Origin of the sequence: Streptomyces sp. RGM 3693 (assembly GCF_050471125.1) — a bacterium.
Taxonomy (GTDB): Bacteria; Actinomycetota; Actinomycetes; order Streptomycetales; family Streptomycetaceae; genus Streptomyces.
On the sequence record NZ_JBMPPQ010000001.1, the window covers coordinates 1,393,798 to 1,410,584 of the forward strand.

Below are 16,787 nucleotides of genomic sequence, written 5' to 3' on the forward strand. Positions count from 1 at the left end.
CAGCGAGGACAAAGCCAGGGCACTTCCGGAGGTGCCGGTCAGCAGTCCCGCGTTCTGGTCGGCCGTTGCTCGGATGTGCGTGGTCAGGGTTTCGCCCAAGAGGGGCAGCAGCGTGCGCAGATGGGGGTAGGGCTGTCGTGGGCGGCGCGGGCCGTGGTCTGGTATATGCCGGCCCAGCCGTGGCAGAGCGAGGCGTCGCGAACGAGGGCGAGTTGCTCCGGATCGGTAAGGGACAGGTAGAGCGCGGCTTCGTACATGTGCTGGAGCCCGCGGTCGCCCAGGGCGATGCCGGCGAGTTGTCCGGCGCGTGCGATGCCGGGGGTGCCGTAGCACCAGCTCGGGCGGCCGGGGCCATGCTGCTGTATCTGGCGCGACGTGAACTCGGTCAGGGTGAGGTGCAGTGGCCACCAGGGGCTGGGTTCTGCGTCCCGCCGCCAGTCGTCGAGGTGGGAGCAGATGGTGTGGATGGCCTCGTGCTGGCCGTCGACGCTGACGCCGCGACGGAGGGCTTGGGCGAGGAGCAGCAGGGGACCGGTGATGCCGTGCGCCACCCCGAGGTTGCCGTGCCCCTTGGCGAACTTCGCGCTGGTGTTGCGGTTGGGGTCGTGTGCGACCCACCAGCCGGGCAGCCGGTGGTCGTCGACGGTCACAGGGTGGGTGAGGGCGACGAGGTAGTGCAGGACCTGCTCCAGTGCGCTGCTGGTCGGGTCTGCGCGTAGGAGGTAGGCGCCGATGCCGGTCAGGCCGCAGAAGAGGTCGTACTCGGCGAAGGTGGTCAGCTCGCCGCGGCGTATCCGGGCGAGCGCCTTTTCGGTGCGTTGGTGGGCCAGGGCGGTGACGTGGTGGTGGAGTTTCTCCCACGCGTTGCGGTAGAGGTCCTGGAAGCGGCCGTGGGGCACGGTGTTGAGCAGGACGAAGGCGAGGGCGGGGGCGCCGCGGAACAGGCCGGCGCTGTCGGTGGCGTCGAGTTCGCCGGCGGCTGCGTGATTGATCCAGCGGTGCGCCAGCTTCCAGGGGCCGGTCCGGGCCTGGGCGCGCTCGATGTGCAGCAGCGCGATCCCTGCTGCCCCGTCGGCCAGCGACTGCCCTTCGAAACTCTGACCTGAGGGCGGGTCGGACAGAGCGGCGGCGTATTTGTGCGCTAGGTGTGCGGCTTGGGCCTTGGTGGTCATGTGGTTCTCCGGGCGGTGTAGCTCAGCGCTGCGGTGCGCGCCAGCCGGAGGGTGAGGGCCTCCGTCTTCGGGTCGGGGCCCAGGGCGCGGATGTGGTGGTTGTGGAGCAGGGAGCGCAGCACGGTGAGGGGGTCGCGTTGGCCGACGAGGGCGCGGCGGTAGGCAGCCAGGGTTGCGGCGCGGGATTCCCACGCCTCGTTCGCTGCCGCGCCGTGTGCCGTCTTCGTGAACGGCTGGAGTGCGCCGGGTTCAGTCGCGGCCAGGGTCTGTTCGCGCAGGGTCCGGTCCAACGCGCCTTGCTCATGCGGGAGATGTGTGATGAGCCAGTTCATGCCGGCGTCGGCGGTGGGGGCGAGGTGGGTGGCGAGGTTGAACAGGCTGGCGGCCGTGAGCGCTTCCGAGGCAAGCGCGTCGTCGTGGGCGACGAAGCGGATCTGGGCCAGGGCGGCGGCGGAGTCCGCGGCGAAGACCGCGTGCGCGGCGTCCAGGGCTGGACCGTGTCCGTAGCGCCCCGTCTGCGGGGTGTAGCTGGTCAACGCGAGGTCGGCGATCAAGCCGTTGCGGTGCAGGGCAGTGGCCCAGGCGTGCACCGCGCTGGCCGCCGACCCGTACGTGCCCTCAGGCAGGTGCAGGACGAGGGCGAGGTGACGGCCGGCTTCGGGGCGGGAGGCTTCACGGTGTCGCAGGAACCACCACTGTGGCGGTTGGTCGAACTGGGCCAGGAGCGCGGGCAGGTGGCGATCGAGGATCTCGTCGTGCCGCTGCGGATGGCTGTGAAGGTGCGCGCGGAGAACCACCCCTGCCCCAGGCAGTCGGGAGTCGGATACGTCGATCGGATGCTGCGGTGAGGGCAGCGGGAGGCTCTGCTGCGGGTGGGTGCGTCGGAGGGGAAGCAGGATCTCGTGGGCGCGGCCGATCCACCCGTGTCGGTCTGGTTCAGGGGTCTCGCGCAGTTCGAGACGTTTGGCCTCGTCGAGGCGGGACCGCAGTAGCTGGCGATGGACGGGGTGCGTCAGGTCCAGGGGCAGACGTTGCTCCAGCTCGACCAGGGCAATCCGAATCGGCACGCGCATGCGGCGGCGCCATGCAGCCAGCGCTTCTTCCCATTGCGGCATCTTGGTCGTGCGGGCGGGAAGATCGGTCGCGGTCAGGAGCCATCGGGCCGGCGCCAGGACGGTTCGGCGGTACCGCACTCGCGGCAGGTAGGGAAGCCGGCTGGCCGCGCCGAAGGAGAACGGGCAGTACGCGGCGCAGCGGACGGTGGAGACCTCGGCGAGGAACCGCGCCAGCGGGGGCGTTTGGACGCTGGCTTCCAGCACGTGGGGGATGTGCAGTTCGACCCGCCGGCCGGTGGAGCGCTGCACCAGGTGCAGATGGCGGGCATCGGCAGTGACAGTCAGGTCCGCGAGGGCGATCACCTCCTTGTCATCGTCCGGGCGGTGCTCGGCCAGCGGGACGACGGGCAGCAGCTGCACGGTGCGGGCAATGTTGGCGTTGCGGTGCCGGCGCGGGGTGAAGCTGAGCTGCGCGGTCACCGTCGCTTCCGAGGCGGGGCGGTAGGTGCGCGCGAGGGCATCGCGGTCCGCCTCGGGTAAGAGGTAGGCGAATCGGCCCGCCATGCTGTTAGTGATCCGCGGCACGCTAGTGACCCACACGTCGAACTTGCCGCGGGCCAGCTCTCGGGTGCTGGTCGCGTGAAGTTCGAAGGCCACTTCCAGCCGGGGGGCGAACTCGGGCTCCTCGGAGCCGGTGACGCGGGCCAGCTCGTCGATATCCGCGTCCGTGAGCACCAGCTCCTCGCGCCCGTCCATGAGGACCTGCTGAAGACGGGCCAACAGCCTCTCGTCGCGGTTCGTCCACGACGAGATCGACTTCTCGCGCTCCGCGCCGACGTAGGTCGCAGGCAGGCCCAGCCCGTGATCGCCGACCAGATCCAAGACGGGCACCGCGGCGCCGACACCGTAGCGGGCGCGGAAACGGCGGTGGTAGTCGCGCCATGCCTTGTGCCCATAGGGATACGGGGTGACCCGGTATAACGCGGCAACCGCGCGTTGCACCTCGGACACGACGGAGTGGGGGATCTGCACGTGGCCGTCCACCGTCATGTCGACGAGGAGAGGGGCCGGAGCAACGGCCCGATCGCAGACAGCATGCATCCGCGGGACCGCGTCAACCAGCACGTTGCTGGAGGGAGCTTCGGCGCTGAGGATGGCGTGGATGCCGTCCAACTCACGCACCAGCGGGCCAACGCCAGGAAGGCCGTGCGCGCCGATCCGCTTCAGCTCGGTGCAGACGTGCGCCAGGGCGTCAACGGTGGTCATCGGGGCCCACAGGCTGGAGATCAGCAGGTGCTGCGCGATGAGATCACCGAGCAGACCATCGACCTGCCCGGCGGAGGCGTTGGGGAACCGGTTGCGCATCTGCTCACGCAACTCCCGATAGGAAACAGGCACGGCGGCAGCGGCCAAGGCCGCGAGGACGGTGCGCCGCGCCGGAACGGACACCTCCACGGGCGCCATCAACACCGCGCGTCCGTCAGCGGGCGGGCCCGCGGCCACGACCCGATCTCCGCGCACCACCGCGGTGTCGTTCGCCACGAACGACAGTCGCTCCACCACGGCGATGTCACTGTGCAGTTGGCGGATCACCTCGGCCAGCCACGCGGCATCTGTACGAGCCGTAGCCCGCGGCGGCCCGTGCCACCGCACCTGCGCAGTCGGACCTACCGAGAGGGGGGCTATGCCGGCGAACATTCCGAAGGGAGTGGCGCGGTGCTGCCACCGCAGCAGGTAGGAGGCAACCGACAGGACCGTCCGCTGGATCTGCCGTGGCCGTTGCTGTGCCCCACCCACGATGCTCTCGACTGCCTGACACAAAACGGGAGAGGCCACCCGCACGGCACCGCGCACGTCGGCGTCCTGCCAGAGGCCACCGAGCCAGGCACGGGCAACGGCCGAGTCGCCAAGGCCGCCGCGCGGGAGGCCGACGACGCCAGGGCGTGTGGTGGCGCGCAGCATGGCGCCACCGTCGTACTCGTAGATCACCGGAGGGAAAGCGGACACGCAGGCTCCTTCGACGATGGGCAGCCATGGCCACAGGTGCTGGTGTGCCGGGCTGATGAGCCCGGCACACCAGCGAGGAGCCGATTAGGCCGGGTCCTCCGTGAACGACGTGCAGGCCGAAGCCCCGTTGGCGCAGGTGTTGCCGCACCCGTCGTTCGTGGCGCACAGCAGCTTGCCGTGCGGGTGGGCGGCGACGACGACCTTCACGTCCAGCGGCGCGAAGTCCTCCTCACCGTCGACCTCCGTCGGATCGAGCAGCGCGATGTGACTCATGAATCCTCCCCTTCAGTGATGGAGTGGTGCATGAAACCCTGGCCCTGCGGTTACTGCGTGGGCCAGGAGAGCGAGATCCGGCAGTGCACCTTGTCGATGACCCGGTCACCGCGGACCTGGTCATCGCTGGTGCCGGCCGGATAGACCCGGATGACCGGGCTGGGGCCGCCGCGTCGGCTGGATTCCCAGGTGCGCAGCTGTTCCGCCACCTCGTCGGCGAGCTGCTGTGCGTGGGTCCCCAGCGCGTGCACGCCGAATTCGGACGCCTCACCGTCCTCGGTGCGGCGGTAGACGACGTACGCGAAGCTGTCCTTGTCGACGGTGGCGAGGGAGAAGCCAGGGTTGGTGGGCGTGACGACGCCGGAGTCGAGTTCCTTGTCGAGCGCCATGATGCAAAAGCCCGGCAGCCCAATGGCCAGGTGCATCTGCAGCGTGTCCATCAGTTCCCCGCGCCCGATGGTGACGCCGGTCCACGCCTCGACCCGCGGCGTGGTGATCGCGTTGTCGAGCTGGCTGGGCTCGATCGGGACACCGTCGTCGAACCGCAGACCGATCTCCGGGCTGCCCGCGACCAAGAGCAACGTCACCTCGTGGGCGGCGGCGCCCTGCATCGGCACGAAGCCGCAGATCTTCGCCGACTCGCTCTCCAGGTGGCCATCGCGGCGGATGAAGGCGACGGAACGGGTCAGCCCCCGCATCCGCAGGGGAACTACCAGCCGGCCTTCGGGAGCGAGTTGATCGAGCCAGGCCGAGGGGATGTCCCAGGCCCCAGCGGTGACCATGATGACGTCGACCTCTCCCAGGCCGGGGATCGGCTCGGCGGCATCGGCGGTGTCGACCCGGACGCTCTTGTACCCCTGCTCGTCCAGTAGCCGCCGGGCCCGCTCGGTGACCTCGGGGTCGATGTCGACCGAGGTGACCTCGCCGGCATCGCCGACCAACTCGACCATGTAGGCGGCGTTCAGTCCACCGGAGCCGACCTCCAACACGCGCATACCAGAGCGCAGTTGGGCCTGTTCGAGCATCATGGCCTGAATCTGCGGAGCGGAGACGCTGCTGATCTGCACGCCGTACTCATCGGTCTTCGTGACGACGGCCGCGTAGGGCTCGTAAGCCTTTTCGAGGGGGGCCTCGGGGGCGAAGGCGTGACGCGGGACCTTCCGCATCGCCGCCTCGACCTCCGGCGTGACGAGCACGCCGTCCGCCCGTAGCTGGTCCATCACGGTGTTGCGTAGTGTCGTGGCCTGCTCAGTATCGACGGTCATGACGATCCTTCGTAGTGCGTTTCTGGAAAGCCGGCAGGCGGCGGACAGCGCAGAAGCCGGCTGCGGATGACGCTATTGATTCGGACACACCGTTGTGAGGCCCTCACCGACAGTGGCTGAGATTCGGCCATCGATCCGAAGTGGCCACCCTTCACCGCGGTGCGCGTGGGACAGGTGTGGCCGGGGCCGCAGCCCCTCCTCACCTTCCGGTGCCGATCCTCGTTCTAGGCCCGGTTGCCGGGCAGTTCACCCACCCGGCCTGTGGCTGACGCCTTCGGTGAGGCGTCAGGGGACGTGGCCTCTACCGACGGCGGTCAACTGTCCGAGTTCAGCGGGCACGGCTTGTCGCAGTAGTCCTCACAGATGTGAGTCTGCTTGGTGTGTCGGGCGCCGATTACTTCCTGCCTCCGGGAACTGCCACGGCCGTTGTTGCCCCGGTCACCAGCGCCCTTCGCTGCCTTGATGGTGTCCTTGCCCTTGCCCACGACGTCCTTTCGAGATGGTCGTTCCGCAGCGCGGTGAAGTCCGCTTCCGCGGCATGTGAATTGGTGGAGTGCCGGTGGTGTTCAGACGCCGATGGGGTCGGTCTCGGGGCGGGCGACGTAGGCGTCCTCCAGCACCGCGGTGAACCGTCGGGCGTACCGGTCGCCGTCTGCCTCCTGCATCCGGAAGGAGCCGAAGTGCTTCCAGTAGAGGCGGCTGGCTGGCTGCTTCATGAAGGCATCCGCTGCGAAGCGCAGCCTGCTGCCGCGCAGCAGGCCGAGTCGGTGCCGCAGCGAGAGCGCGACCAGCTGCTGGTTTTCGTTCAGGAGTTGTGCGAACTCCTCCAGGTCCATGCCCTCGGGTGCCCACTCCTGTGCGAGGTGGGGGTTGGAGATCAGGTGGGTGAGCCGGCTGTGGTGGAGTTCGCTCACCGTCGCCTGGTGTTGCTGCCGCTGGTGCCACTCCCGTTGCACGATGCGGACGGCACCGACAGCAGCGAGCAGCAGGAGGAGGGCGGACGAGGTCTTCATGGAGTCCTTCCGTAACGGTGTGATTCGGTGCGAGGCAGGGCGACCACCGAGCGGCTGGCCACCTGCCGCTTGACGGCGAGGCGGAACCCGCGGTGCGGTCGAACCTCGCGATGGGGCTGGAGGAAGAGGCCAGGGCGTCATGGCGGCGGCCCGTTCGGGGGCTTTGTGCCGGTCGGCTAGGGACGGCGGTGGAGGATGTCGGACAGGCAGTCGCCGTCCACCGAAAGGCGGACGATGTGGTGGTCTGACAGATCGAGCGGGACCTCGATGACGTCCACGCCGGTCACCGCGTCCAGCAAGTCGGTGGTGACGTAGATCCTGTCGATGCGTGAGTCAGGGCCGTGACTCTGACAGGCGTTGACCGTGCGGGAGACCGCCGCCTTGCTGCCTCCGCGCGCCGTGGCCCAGTAGCGGGCGACGTCCTCCAAGCCGGCGGTGCGCAGCGCCTGGTCCGGGCGGGTGTCCATCTGCCGGGATCCGTCCGGGCCGACGTAGGAGCGGTGCAGCCGGTGAGGCCGGTCGTTGATCTCCGCGAGTTCGGGCAAGGCCAGGTCGCAGTCGAGGTCCGGGTCCGGGTAGGCGTTGTTGTCCCCGCCGAGAAGGGCGGGCATGCTCACGCTCTCGCCACCTGGGGCGGTCCATTTCTTGTCCGCCCAGGTTGAGAGCCATTCGCTCTCGGCGAGCCGGTTGGTGGGCGAGGCGTAGTTAAGGTGATAGGACGCCACCACCAGCGGCGTTGCGTCGGTACCTGCGGGCGCGTAGCGCATGGTCAGCGCGGTCGGTGGCAGCACCCACATGGGACCGGTGTCCGGCCACTCTCGCAGCGCGCGGAAGACCCGCGGGTCGGCGAAGACCGCGGTACACGACCGGGGCCCGAGCCAGCCGCGCATGCCGACCACGTCCTCCAACTCGTACATGATCGCGTTGCCGTTCGCGTCCGCACCCCACATCTCCTGACGCAGCACGAGGTGCGGGTTGAGGGATACCAACGTCTCGTGGGCGCGGCGGCGTTTGGCCGCGTCGTTGCCGCCGTTCCGTTCGAAGTTCCACGACAGCACGGTGAGGGTGCGGCCGTTGCCCTTGATCGGTGCGCTCATCGCTATCGTCTCCTGGTCAGGCGGCCGTCGAGGTGGCCGGGGACAGGGCCTTCCGCAGCCGGGACAGGCTGAAGGTCGCCATCACGGGGCAGTGGTCGGATGCCTCCCGGACGTCGTCGTTGACGATGACCTTCAGATCCGTCAGGGCGTCCGCCACCTGCGGCGTCGCGTAAATCCGGTCGATGCGACGCATCGGGCCCTGATCCGTGCGCCACAGTGATGCTGTGGGCGCGAGCGCACCGGGAATGTGCAACTCAGTCGCTGCGTACTGTCCCAGCTCGACGAAGACGGGCTGGTGGCCGTGATGGGTCCCGGAAAGGATGTGGTCGGGGCGGGTGTCGGAGACCCGCACGCCGCCGACGTCGATCGTGCGGTGCTCGAAATGGCTGCGGTCAGCTACGTCCTCCCAGTCGGGCAGGTCCTGCGCCTCAGATTCGCGGTGCGGGTAGCTGTTGCAGTCGCCGCCGATGATCGCCGCCATCCCCGGCTTGCCCAAGGTGGTCAGCCGCCGGGTCTCGTTGACTCGCCGATCGGGATCGAAGGAGCACAGGTGGATCGAGGCGAGGCTCAGCTTGCCCGTTGTTCCCTTGAGACGCACGACCGGATTGGACACCGGATGCCACATGCCGGTGGTGTGCTCGAAACGCTCTGTCGGCTCGCACAGCTTCGGATCGACGTACACGCCTGTCGGGTTGGCGCTTTCCGGGGTGGCGCCGGCGAGGAACGGGACGTGGCCGCCGAGCCGGGCGGCCTCAGCCCACACCGCGCGCTGGCCGTGCATGTCCGCGCGGGTGAGCTCCTGGCGTTTTCCGGCCTCTCTTTGAGCTGTACGTGATGTCTGCGGTGCCTGTGACTCATGACGTCCCGGTCTCGTTTTCCTACCGCGATCGGGATGTTCGCCACGTCACATCGAGTCGGTATGGAGGACAAGTGGCACGCAGGCTGCTCATGGGCCAGCTGAGAGTGCAGAAGGTACGACACCGGGACGGACGGTGCTCGTACACGATTCTTGAGCCGGGCGGGGGCGTCCATCCGGCAGCGGACCGGTACCTGGACCAGTACGCGGGGGCGGGCACGGACAAGACGTACGCGTACGTGCTCGTCGATCATCTGCGGTGGATGAAGCAGGAGGGACTGGAGCCGGAGACCGTCGGGTTCCGGGACTTGCAGCGGTACATGGGGGCGGTCGGGGCCCGTGTCCCGATGCCGCTGGGCACGCCGTGGCGCGTCGGCAAGAAGTCGTACGGCAACAGCGCGCTGAAGACGACCGCTTCGTGTCTGAAGGGCTTCTACCTCCACCACGCCGCGCTGGGGGTCAATGCCGCGCTGGCCGAGCAGTTGAATCTGCGCCGGATGCCGACCAAGGCTGACCGGCACCGTTCGCTGCTGGGGCACCTCAAGCGCGACATGCCCGCCAACCCGCTGGCGCCCAAGAGCATCCGGCGTCGGCATCCCAAGATGCTGCCGGAGGGGGCCCGCGAGGTTCTGCTGGACGAGGCCAACTCTGCTCGCGACCGGCTGGTGGTGGAGTGGCTGAGCGACGGAGGCTTTCGCATCGGCGAACTCTGCGGCCTGCACCTGGCGGACCTTCACCTGCGGGACGGGGCGGCCTGCGGAGAGTGCCGCACCCCGCACGCGCACGTCTGCCACCGCGACGGGCTTGCCAACGGTGCCAGGGCGAAGACGAAGTACCCCTGGGAGCTGGAGGACGGCGTCATCCGCGGCGGCCTGATCAAGCGCGTCAGCCCGGCGATGATCCACGCCTACTTCGAGTACATGATGAGTGAGTACCCGCGGGGCGCCGGGCACGGTCAGCTGCTGGTCCAGCAGCACGGCGCGGATCGCGGGATGCCCTGGGCGCCAGAGGGGGCCCGCAAGATGATCGGCCGGGCCGCCGCCCGTGCTGGGCTGGGCAGAGTCCGCCCCCACGCATTTCGCCACACGTTTGCCTCCTCGGTTCTCGATGCGGCGAACGGAAACCTGGTGGTGGCCCGGGACGCCGGCGGCTGGGCCTCGACGGAGGTCGTGGACGAGATCTACGCGCACGTCGACATCCACGATCCGGTCTTCGACGCCGCCTTGCGCACGGTCTGGGGTGAGCACGTATGACCGCCGAGACGCCGCGGCTGCTGCTGCCCGTGGTCGACCAGCACGCCGAGCGCCGCCAGTTCCGGGACCGTCTGGAACTGCTTGAAGCCCTCATCCAGGCGCCGGCGGTCGAAGCGTTCTACCGCGACGAGGTGATCCGTGTCCCGCCCCGCCACGAGGTCTTCGCCTGGCAGTGCGCGGTGGAGGTCTGCTGCACGCCCCGCACGACGACCAAGGATCTGTGCAGCGGTCATCAGATTGACTGGATTCGCGTCCGTCGGGAACAACCCGACCTGAGCCGCTTCGCCTACGCGCGGACTGCTGGCCCGCTGCACTCCACAGAGTCCACGTCGGAGCCGCGCAACTGCCGGATCTGTCCGGATCGGCCGGTGACCAACATGCTGCGGCAGCTGTGTCAACGCCACGTCGGCCGGTGGAAGTTCGCCCGGACCACCGCCCCGGAGCTGGACTTCGACGCCTGGCTCCTCGGGGAGGTGCCCTACGCCGCCTACGGCCAGTGCCTCGCGGCGGTCTGCCTGTCCTGGGCCCGGGGCCCGTTGGGGCTGTGCTTGACCCACGAGCAGCAGTACGCGGCTGACGGCCGGCCCGGCCAGGCGATACTGCCGCACCAGTGGTTCAGCCACGAGCAGGTCGGAAGCCCGGTCCCGGTGTTCTACGGCGACGAGGCAGCCTTCCGTTCCTGGGGCTCGCGGGTGAAGGCGGCCACCCGGGCGGGTCAGATCAACCTGCGCGGCCTTCCGCCGCTGGTCCAGGCCGAGGTCCGCTGGGGGATGATCGCGCACGCTCAGCGTTCGCAGCACACCGAGTGGCCGCTGAAATGGCTGCAGCGCATCGTGGATGCCGCCCGCGCCGAACGCGTCACATCGCTGTTCGACGAGAGCCTGGCCATCTCCCACCCGGCCCAGCGCGGCCAGCTGGTGCTGCAGGAGATGCGGCGTCACCTTCAGCTCGTCTACTTCACCCGCGCTGACAGCAGGGAACTGGGCTACATCGACACCGAGCATTTCGGGGTCCGCTTCCGGCACCGCCTGAGTCACTTCGACCTGACCCAGGTCTCCCAGCGGTGGCTGCGTGACCTGCTCTGGGACCACCTTGCCGCCCGGCTGGACGACCCGGCCGGCTCGCGCAGCAACACCCCCTTCGACGCCTGCCGCCGGGCCTGCGTCGAGCTGAGCGCGTTCCTGGAGATCGCCGCGCCGGAGGGCGGACACGACCCCCGGCTGCTGGGCGAGGAACACATGAAGCGGTTCGTCGCCGATCATCGCAATCGCGCCCGGGAGGGGCTGCCGCACCTGGGCGTCTGCCATCCCACCAAGGGGAAGCCCGGCAAGGTCACCGATGTCTCGCTGCGGTTCGTGTTCAACTACGGGCGGCTTGTCCTTCGAGAGGCCCTGGACAACGGGGATGCCGAACGCGTCGGCCTGTCCCGGGGCTTCATCACCGCTTTGCCCCACGGCGGCGGGAATGGAGTGGCCGAGCGCCAGCGCAGCCCGTTCAGCGACGACGTCGCGCAGGCCCTGGCCGACGAGGCCAATCTGCAGCAGCTGGCCGACGACTACGACCCCCGTGATCGCGGAGTACGCGACATCTGGGAAACCCTGGTCTTCAGCGGGCGTCGCTGCGGGGAAGTGCTGGAGCTGCGGCTGGAGTGCGTCGGCCGCTACGGCAGCCTTCCCCTGCTCTGGCACGATCAGACGAAGGTCGGCAACTACGACGAGGCCATCCGGATCCCCGAACGCATCTACCAGCGGCTCCGCGAGCGCCAGCGGATCACGCTCGGCAGGTTCGAGGACCGCCACGGCCGCCCGCCCACCCCCGCTGAGCGCAAGCATCTCGCCCTGTTCCCCAGCCACGTCCGCAACCTCCGGGCAACGCGGGCGATCTCCTACACCTTCTTCCATTCCGGCTTCGCCCAGTGGATCGAACAGCTCGACCTCGGCTCATGCGTCCCGCACCAGGCTCGCCACACGCTGGCGACCAACCTGCTGCGGCACGGCGCCGGGCTCCACCACATCCGCAAGTACCTCGGCCAGGTGTCGGTACGGATGGCCGAGCACTACGCGAAGGTCGCCAGCTCCGAGATCGAGGACGTCCTCCAGCACGTCTGGGTGGCCGGCCCCGGCGCCCCCGCACCCGGCAAGCTGCTCGCGTCGCCCAGCGACGGCATGAGCCGGACGGAGGCGGAAGCCCTGGCCGTGGACCTCTCGCGCCGTTCCACCCCGGCCGAGGGCGGGTTCTGCACCTTCCAGCCCGTCGTCGACGGCGGTGAGTGCCCGTGGAAGCTCAACTGCGAGGGCTGCGACAAGTTCGTCATGTCGGGCGCCGACCTCCTCTACTGGCGGCGCAAGCGCGAGCAGTGGAGATCCATCGCCGAGCGGGCCCCGGACGACGCGACCGCCGACTACCTGCACCAGGTCTTCGAGCCCACCGACCGGGCCATCGACGGCCTGGAGAAGGCCCTGGCCGGCCTCGGCCTGCTCGACCAGGCCCTCGCCCTGGACCTGCGACGGCCCCAGGACTACTTCGGCCGCGTCTGGAGCACCGCGTTCAGGGCCACGGACCTGGCCGCCGCCGGCGGCGACGCGCTCGACGACGACTGGTCCGAGGAGGAGTCGTGACGACCACAGTGCCCGCGGCCCGCACCGCGAACGCCCTGGAGGCCCGGCGCCGCAAGACCCAGGCCGGGCTGAAGCGGATCCAGGCCGCCCTGGAACGGCTGGCCGGGACGAAGACACCCATCACGATGGCCGCCGTCGCCCGGCACGCGGATGTCTCGCGCACGTTCCTCTATGAGCACGCCGAGGCCCGAACTCTCGTCGCGGAAGCGATCAGCCGGGCCGCCGGCCGCCGCGTTCAGGACCGCCAGGCCGAACACGAGGCGATCGAGGTGGCCTGGCGCGAACGCGCGCTGAACACGGAGGAAGCCCTCAAGGCCGCCCACGACGAGATCCGCGCGCAACGCGAGCAGATCGGTGACCTCCTCGGCCAGGTCAAGGACCTGCAAACGCAGTGGAGCGAGGAGGACATCGTCCGCCTCACCACCGACAACGCCAACCTCACCCGCCGCACCCGCCGGCTGACGGCGGAGAACAAGTCGCTGACCGACAAGCTGGCCGCCGCTCGCGACAACGTCCGCTTCGCCGACAAACGCATCGCCGACCTCGAAGCCCAACTCATCGAACTGGAGCAGTCGTGACCTCTCCCACCCGCCGCCAGCTGGCCGAAAGCCTGATCCGCAACGGGTCCACTCTGGATACAACCCGCCGCGAGTTGGGCCACGTTCCCACCAAGGTGACCTCCCAGTACGCCGACCACCGGCCGGCCGAGGCCGCGTCCGATGACGCCGGCACCTCTGCCCCCAGCCAGGAGACGGCCGAGCAGGGCAGCCAGGACGAGGAGACGCAGTGACATCCGGGCCCCGATCAGACCGCGGCATCCGTCGCAGCAAATCCTCCGCAGACGCTGGAGCAGGAAGGACGACCTCGAAGGCCGTCGCCTGCGCGGTCTTTCTGGACCGCGAGCAAGTCGCCTCTCTCGGCCGACTTCTGCGGGAGATCGAGCAGTTCTTCGACGCCTGCGACGACACCGTCGGCGACGCCGCGGACGCACACTTCGGCATCGCACCCAGTGCCGAGTCGATCAGCGCTGCGCTGTCACTCCACGTCGACGCCCTCGACGCCGCACTCGGCACCCACGAAACGGCGGCCCTTTCATGACCAGCTCCTGCCGGGGCACCACGACCGCCCCGCCGCCGACGCCCGGCCACCGTCGACTTCGTCACTCGATCGAGCGGCGCACCGCCCGCGGCACTCCACATCCCGGACATGTTCGCTATGTTATTTCCCAGGTCACAGGCCCCTCCGCAGCTCCGTCAGCCGGAAAACGCCAGGAGTAGCACGTGCGGCCGGAGTGTGGCGAGAACGTCCATGGCTAGATGCCAACGGTGATCCGATCCATCAGGGTCGGTGCCGTTATGTTCGATATTCCATGAGAGGACGCGGAAGGCATCGTTTGCGACCTCGGTCACCTCGTTCAACAGGTCCCCCTCGTCTATGGGTTGTGGTAGGTGGGCAGCCCCGGTACGGGGCGGTGGAAGACCGCTCGATGGCCCGGGATCGTGTCTCCGGGCCACCGTGCGGCCGGTCTATGGGCCCGCGGTGCCCAGCACCAGGCAGGCCAGGGGGCCGCGCAGGGTGTAGCGGATGACGCTGCGCCAGCCGGTCGCCGATTCCGCAGCCGGCGTCGACGGCGGTCCGCCGGCGGCGGCCGAGGCAGTAGCGGGCGAAGCGGTCGAGTTCGGTGTCGGTGATCACCCGGAACGTCTGGCCGTTGGCCTCCCAGTTGTCCCACGTCGTGGGCGCGGGCGTTCTGGCCGTGGTCATGTCGCCTTCCCCCTCACCGTGCTCGTTGAGCGGGTGTCGTCGTCTGGCTGCGGTGCTTCCGGGACGGTCTTGAGGGCGATGCCGGCGAAGGCTGCCGAGTGCTCGGGCGCCCACTGCCGTAGGGGCGCCTCGCCCCGGACCACGGCGTCGGCCAGAAGGCGCAGGGCCAGGCGCTGGAAGTCGGGAAGAGGATCGGCATAGAGCGCGATCTGCCATGCGGCCTCGGCGGCCTCCTCGCCCACCAGGCTCCGGCCCGGCCAACTGTGATCGCCGACGCTGCGACGGAGGACTCGCGCGTTGGCGCGGTCTTGGTGCCGTCCCATTCCGATCTCGGCCGCGCTCAGCAGGGCAAGGGGGAGCTTCCTGCGGTGCTCACGGGCCGCCTCAGCGCGGTACACCAGGTCGCATGCGATGTCGGGGCGCTGTGGTTGCTCGGTCATGAGGACACTCCACGCTGGAGCGCCTTCACCAGCCGACGGGCGGTGCCCACAGAGAGGGCTCCCAGTTCGATGGCCGGTTCGCCGTCGCATCGCCGGCAGTAGGTGTGGACGTACTGGTCCATGAATCCACCGTCGGTGGCGTGCTTGAACGCAGTGTGGAGCCGATCTGAGACGTGCTGCGACTCGGGCCAGTCGGGTGTGTCGGCCAGTTCCAGTTCGGGCTCGGTCGGGGCGCCCAGGAGGCAAGCCAACCGATCCGCCGTGGCGATCGAGACCTCACCCAGATGGATCTTCGCGCCGTAGATCGTCGGGTCGGGGAAGTCGTCAAGGCCATGCGCACGGGCTGCCGCCCCGAGCTGAGCGGCCACCTTGTAGGGGCCGCGCAACGCCTTGCGGAGCAGCCGCGCAAGCTCGACCGCGGTCCTGGCGTTGATCGCGTTCAGCCTGACGTGGGGGAGTCCGAGGTGGTTGCTGTCAAAGGTGGGAGACAGGCTGTGTAGGTCGGCGGCGTCAAGCTCTTGGTCGAGAGCCAAGACCGCGTCAACGGTCTCCTGACGTGTGGGGTGGGGAGCGAAGAAGCCGGGCTTGTTTTTGCTGGTCATGCAGTTCTCCGGGCAGTCGTTCACGAGCGATAGGCAGAGGAGAGGCAGCTGCCAAGGGCGGGGAGCTGACTGGGCAGCGGGGCTGTCCATCAAGCCGTGCCGGCGACCGGCACCCGGATGGTGGTGGCCGTGTCCGCACGATGTTCGGGCCGGAATTCCAGCGGGAGTTGCACGGTGGGTGCGTCGTCTGGGGAACTCGGCAGTGGTGTGCTTGAGCGCTGGTAAAGAAGCGCTGCTGAGTTGAGCAGGATCCGCAGACGGCGATGTGGCGGGTAGCCCCGGCTGTGGTGTTCACCGCGGACCAACCCACGGGCGAAGGCGATGACCGCGCATCTTGCCGGACCGTTGTCCGCACCTTCGAGTGACGACAGGAGGTTGCCGATAATCGCTTCCACCTTCAGTACGTGCATCTCGTACTCCGGGAGGCACGGGTCGGCCAGGTACTGGCGTGCAGCGGTGATCACCTGATGGGCGTCCTGGCGGAGCACGTCCAACTCGTTACCGTCGGCCGCCGCAGCGGCGCGCTCCAGCACGGTCATCTTGGTCATCTCGCGGTCCTCCCGGTCCGCAGCACACGAGTGCCTTGCTGGGGATACAGAAATCCAGGAAATGCCGTCCGACCGGCGCGGGGATGCGGGCCGAGCTACTTGAACAGGACCTTGCCGCGCGCCGACGGCATCAGCGGGGTCACGGGTGAAAGACGGAGCAACAAGGCAGCTGGGGTGGAGTGCCCTCGGAGCAGGCGAGAGCACGGAGCCCGGCCTCGATGCCGTCCGCCAGCCGCAACGCGAGCACCGGACGCACAGGGGAATCAGGTTCAACCCCGTCCGGCACATCGCAGTGACTGCACCCGCTGTGGGCCGAGAGATTGATGCGCTCACCATCGAGCGCGCGCTCGATCGCCCGTCCCAGGATGGCGGCCATCCGCTCGGAGTCGTCTGGAGGCGACAGTACGTAGCGGCACACCGGGCAGCAGCAAGAGTCCGGCAAGAGATGCAGCAGGCGCAGCGCTGCAAAGCCCGCAGGCTCACAGGCGAGCATGCTGATTTCCACGTGGGGGCCCCCGTGGAAGAGGGCGGTACCCACTTCCACGTTGATTCCCGCTCCTTCGAGCACCTTCTTGAGCCGATCCGCGGCGGCGTCGGCCGTCGGCTCACCATCTACGGAGGTGATCACGCCGCGGCTGTCACGCGCGGACGGTGCGGGGCGATGACCTGCCCGTCGGGCAGCAGTTCACCAGCGTCCTCGAACGTCAGTACGCCGTTGCAGAGCAGGCTCCAGCCCTGCTCCGGGTGATGCGAAATGAGGTGTGCGGCATCCCGGTCGGCGGCATCGAACGGCGGACACGGGGGCTGATGGTGGCACATGGTAC

At 69.0% G+C, this 16,787-nt stretch carries 17 protein-coding genes; 5 read left to right on the top strand and 12 right to left on the bottom strand.

Translation table 11 applies throughout. The features are described 5' to 3' along the window. Window positions 1-83: 83 nt before the first annotated feature. The 7 genes from ACO0M4_RS05845 to ACO0M4_RS05875 form a co-directional block, all read right to left on the bottom strand. A complete protein-coding gene (locus tag ACO0M4_RS05845) occupies window positions 84-1,172 on the bottom strand; it encodes a lanthionine synthetase C family protein (protein WP_430368556.1) in 1,089 nt (362 codons plus the stop codon). Continuing rightward, window positions 1,169-4,234 (bottom strand): lantibiotic dehydratase, encoded by a 3,066-nt coding sequence (locus tag ACO0M4_RS05850; RefSeq protein ID WP_430368558.1) that lies wholly within the window; start codon window positions 4,232-4,234, stop codon window positions 1,169-1,171. Before ACO0M4_RS05850 ends, ACO0M4_RS05845 begins: the two co-directional genes overlap by 4 nt. A gap of 84 nt (window positions 4,235-4,318) precedes the next feature. Further along, window positions 4,319-4,507 (bottom strand): FxLD family lanthipeptide, encoded by a 189-nt coding sequence (locus ACO0M4_RS05855; RefSeq protein WP_430368559.1) that lies wholly within the window; start codon window positions 4,505-4,507, stop codon window positions 4,319-4,321. A 50-nt stretch (window positions 4,508-4,557) separates the two neighbouring features. Further along, the gene (gene fxlM, locus ACO0M4_RS05860) at window positions 4,558-5,772 is read right to left on the bottom strand and encodes a methyltransferase, FxLD system (RefSeq protein ID WP_430368560.1); all 1,215 of its coding nucleotides are present in this window, start codon (window positions 5,770-5,772) and stop codon (window positions 4,558-4,560) included. Between the two features lie 566 nt (window positions 5,773-6,338). Further along, a complete protein-coding gene (locus tag ACO0M4_RS05865) occupies window positions 6,339-6,785 on the bottom strand; it encodes a DUF6082 family protein (RefSeq protein WP_430368562.1) in 447 nt (148 codons plus the stop codon). 176 nt (window positions 6,786-6,961) lie between these two features. After that, window positions 6,962-7,882, bottom strand: coding sequence for an endonuclease/exonuclease/phosphatase family protein (locus tag ACO0M4_RS05870; RefSeq protein WP_430368563.1), 921 nt, complete (start codon window positions 7,880-7,882; stop codon window positions 6,962-6,964). A 16-nt stretch (window positions 7,883-7,898) separates the two neighbouring features. Then, complete coding sequence (locus ACO0M4_RS05875) at window positions 7,899-8,564, bottom strand: endonuclease/exonuclease/phosphatase family protein (RefSeq protein WP_430368564.1); 666 nt, start codon at window positions 8,562-8,564, stop codon at window positions 7,899-7,901. A 248-nt stretch (window positions 8,565-8,812) separates the two neighbouring features. On the opposite strand from ACO0M4_RS05875, the gene ACO0M4_RS05880 reads away from it, so the two are divergent. Genes ACO0M4_RS05880 through ACO0M4_RS05900 form a run of 5 tightly spaced genes read left to right on the top strand, consistent with a single transcriptional unit; the run spans window position 8,813 to window position 13,707 of the window. Then, window positions 8,813-9,991 (top strand): tyrosine-type recombinase/integrase, encoded by a 1,179-nt coding sequence (locus tag ACO0M4_RS05880; protein WP_430368565.1) that lies wholly within the window; start codon window positions 8,813-8,815, stop codon window positions 9,989-9,991. Beyond that, a complete protein-coding gene (locus ACO0M4_RS05885) occupies window positions 9,988-12,609 on the top strand; it encodes a tyrosine-type recombinase/integrase (protein WP_430368566.1) in 2,622 nt (873 codons plus the stop codon). Before ACO0M4_RS05880 ends, ACO0M4_RS05885 begins: the two co-directional genes overlap by 4 nt. Further along, window positions 12,606-13,187, top strand: a complete 582-nt coding sequence (locus tag ACO0M4_RS05890) for a DUF6262 family protein (protein ID WP_430368567.1) — start codon at window positions 12,606-12,608, stop codon at window positions 13,185-13,187. Before ACO0M4_RS05885 ends, ACO0M4_RS05890 begins: the two co-directional genes overlap by 4 nt. Next, window positions 13,184-13,399 (top strand): hypothetical protein, encoded by a 216-nt coding sequence (locus ACO0M4_RS05895; protein ID WP_430368568.1) that lies wholly within the window; start codon window positions 13,184-13,186, stop codon window positions 13,397-13,399. The genes ACO0M4_RS05890 and ACO0M4_RS05895 overlap by 4 nt, the downstream gene beginning before the upstream one ends. Next, complete coding sequence (locus ACO0M4_RS05900) at window positions 13,396-13,707, top strand: hypothetical protein (RefSeq protein ID WP_430368569.1); 312 nt, start codon at window positions 13,396-13,398, stop codon at window positions 13,705-13,707. The genes ACO0M4_RS05895 and ACO0M4_RS05900 overlap by 4 nt, the downstream gene beginning before the upstream one ends. Before the next feature lie 662 nt (window positions 13,708-14,369). On the opposite strand, the gene ACO0M4_RS05905 is transcribed toward ACO0M4_RS05900, so the two are convergent. From ACO0M4_RS05905 to ACO0M4_RS05925, 5 genes are all read right to left on the bottom strand, one after another. After that, entirely contained in the window at window positions 14,370-14,813 is a 444-nt protein-coding gene (locus tag ACO0M4_RS05905) for a hypothetical protein (protein ID WP_430368570.1), read from the bottom strand. Beyond that, window positions 14,810-15,415: a hypothetical protein gene (locus ACO0M4_RS05910; protein ID WP_430368572.1), complete on the bottom strand. Its 606-nt coding sequence runs from the start codon at window positions 15,413-15,415 to the stop codon at window positions 14,810-14,812. Before ACO0M4_RS05910 ends, ACO0M4_RS05905 begins: the two co-directional genes overlap by 4 nt. 89 nt (window positions 15,416-15,504) lie before the next feature. Further along, the gene (locus ACO0M4_RS05915; protein ID WP_430368573.1) at window positions 15,505-15,963 is read right to left on the bottom strand and encodes a hypothetical protein; all 459 of its coding nucleotides are present in this window, start codon (window positions 15,961-15,963) and stop codon (window positions 15,505-15,507) included. Window positions 15,964-16,102: 139 nt separating this feature from the next. Continuing rightward, a complete protein-coding gene (locus ACO0M4_RS05920) occupies window positions 16,103-16,591 on the bottom strand; it encodes a hypothetical protein (protein ID WP_430368574.1) in 489 nt (162 codons plus the stop codon). Further along, on the bottom strand, window positions 16,588-16,782 hold the full coding sequence (locus ACO0M4_RS05925) for a DUF5999 family protein (RefSeq protein WP_430368575.1): 195 nt from the start codon (window positions 16,780-16,782) through the stop codon (window positions 16,588-16,590). Before ACO0M4_RS05925 ends, ACO0M4_RS05920 begins: the two co-directional genes overlap by 4 nt. Between the last annotated feature and the right edge of the window lie 5 nt (window positions 16,783-16,787).

Bases quoted from the DNA above. Each gene is read 5' to 3' on its own strand.
- ACO0M4_RS05865 (WP_430368562.1), bottom strand. From the start codon at position 6,785: ATGAAGACCTCGTCCGCCCTCCTCCTGCTGCTCGCTGCTGTCGGTGCC.
- ACO0M4_RS05915 (WP_430368573.1), bottom strand. From the start codon at position 15,963: ATGACCAAGATGACCGTGCTGGAGCGCGCCGCTGCGGCGGCCGACGGT.
- ACO0M4_RS05905 (WP_430368570.1), bottom strand. From the start codon at position 14,813: ATGACCGAGCAACCACAGCGCCCCGACATCGCATGCGACCTGGTGTAC.
- ACO0M4_RS05910 (WP_430368572.1), bottom strand. From the start codon at position 15,415: ATGACCAGCAAAAACAAGCCCGGCTTCTTCGCTCCCCACCCCACACGT.
- fxlM (WP_430368560.1), bottom strand. From the start codon at position 5,772: ATGACCGTCGATACTGAGCAGGCCACGACACTACGCAACACCGTGATG.
- ACO0M4_RS05855 (WP_430368559.1), bottom strand. From the start codon at position 4,507: ATGAGTCACATCGCGCTGCTCGATCCGACGGAGGTCGACGGTGAGGAG.
- ACO0M4_RS05925 (WP_430368575.1), bottom strand. From the start codon at position 16,782: ATGTGCCACCATCAGCCCCCGTGTCCGCCGTTCGATGCCGCCGACCGG.
- ACO0M4_RS05845 (WP_430368556.1), bottom strand. From the start codon at position 1,172: ATGACCACCAAGGCCCAAGCCGCACACCTAGCGCACAAATACGCCGCC.
- ACO0M4_RS05885 (WP_430368566.1), top strand. From the start codon at position 9,988: ATGACCGCCGAGACGCCGCGGCTGCTGCTGCCCGTGGTCGACCAGCAC.
- ACO0M4_RS05870 (WP_430368563.1), bottom strand. From the start codon at position 7,882: ATGAGCGCACCGATCAAGGGCAACGGCCGCACCCTCACCGTGCTGTCG.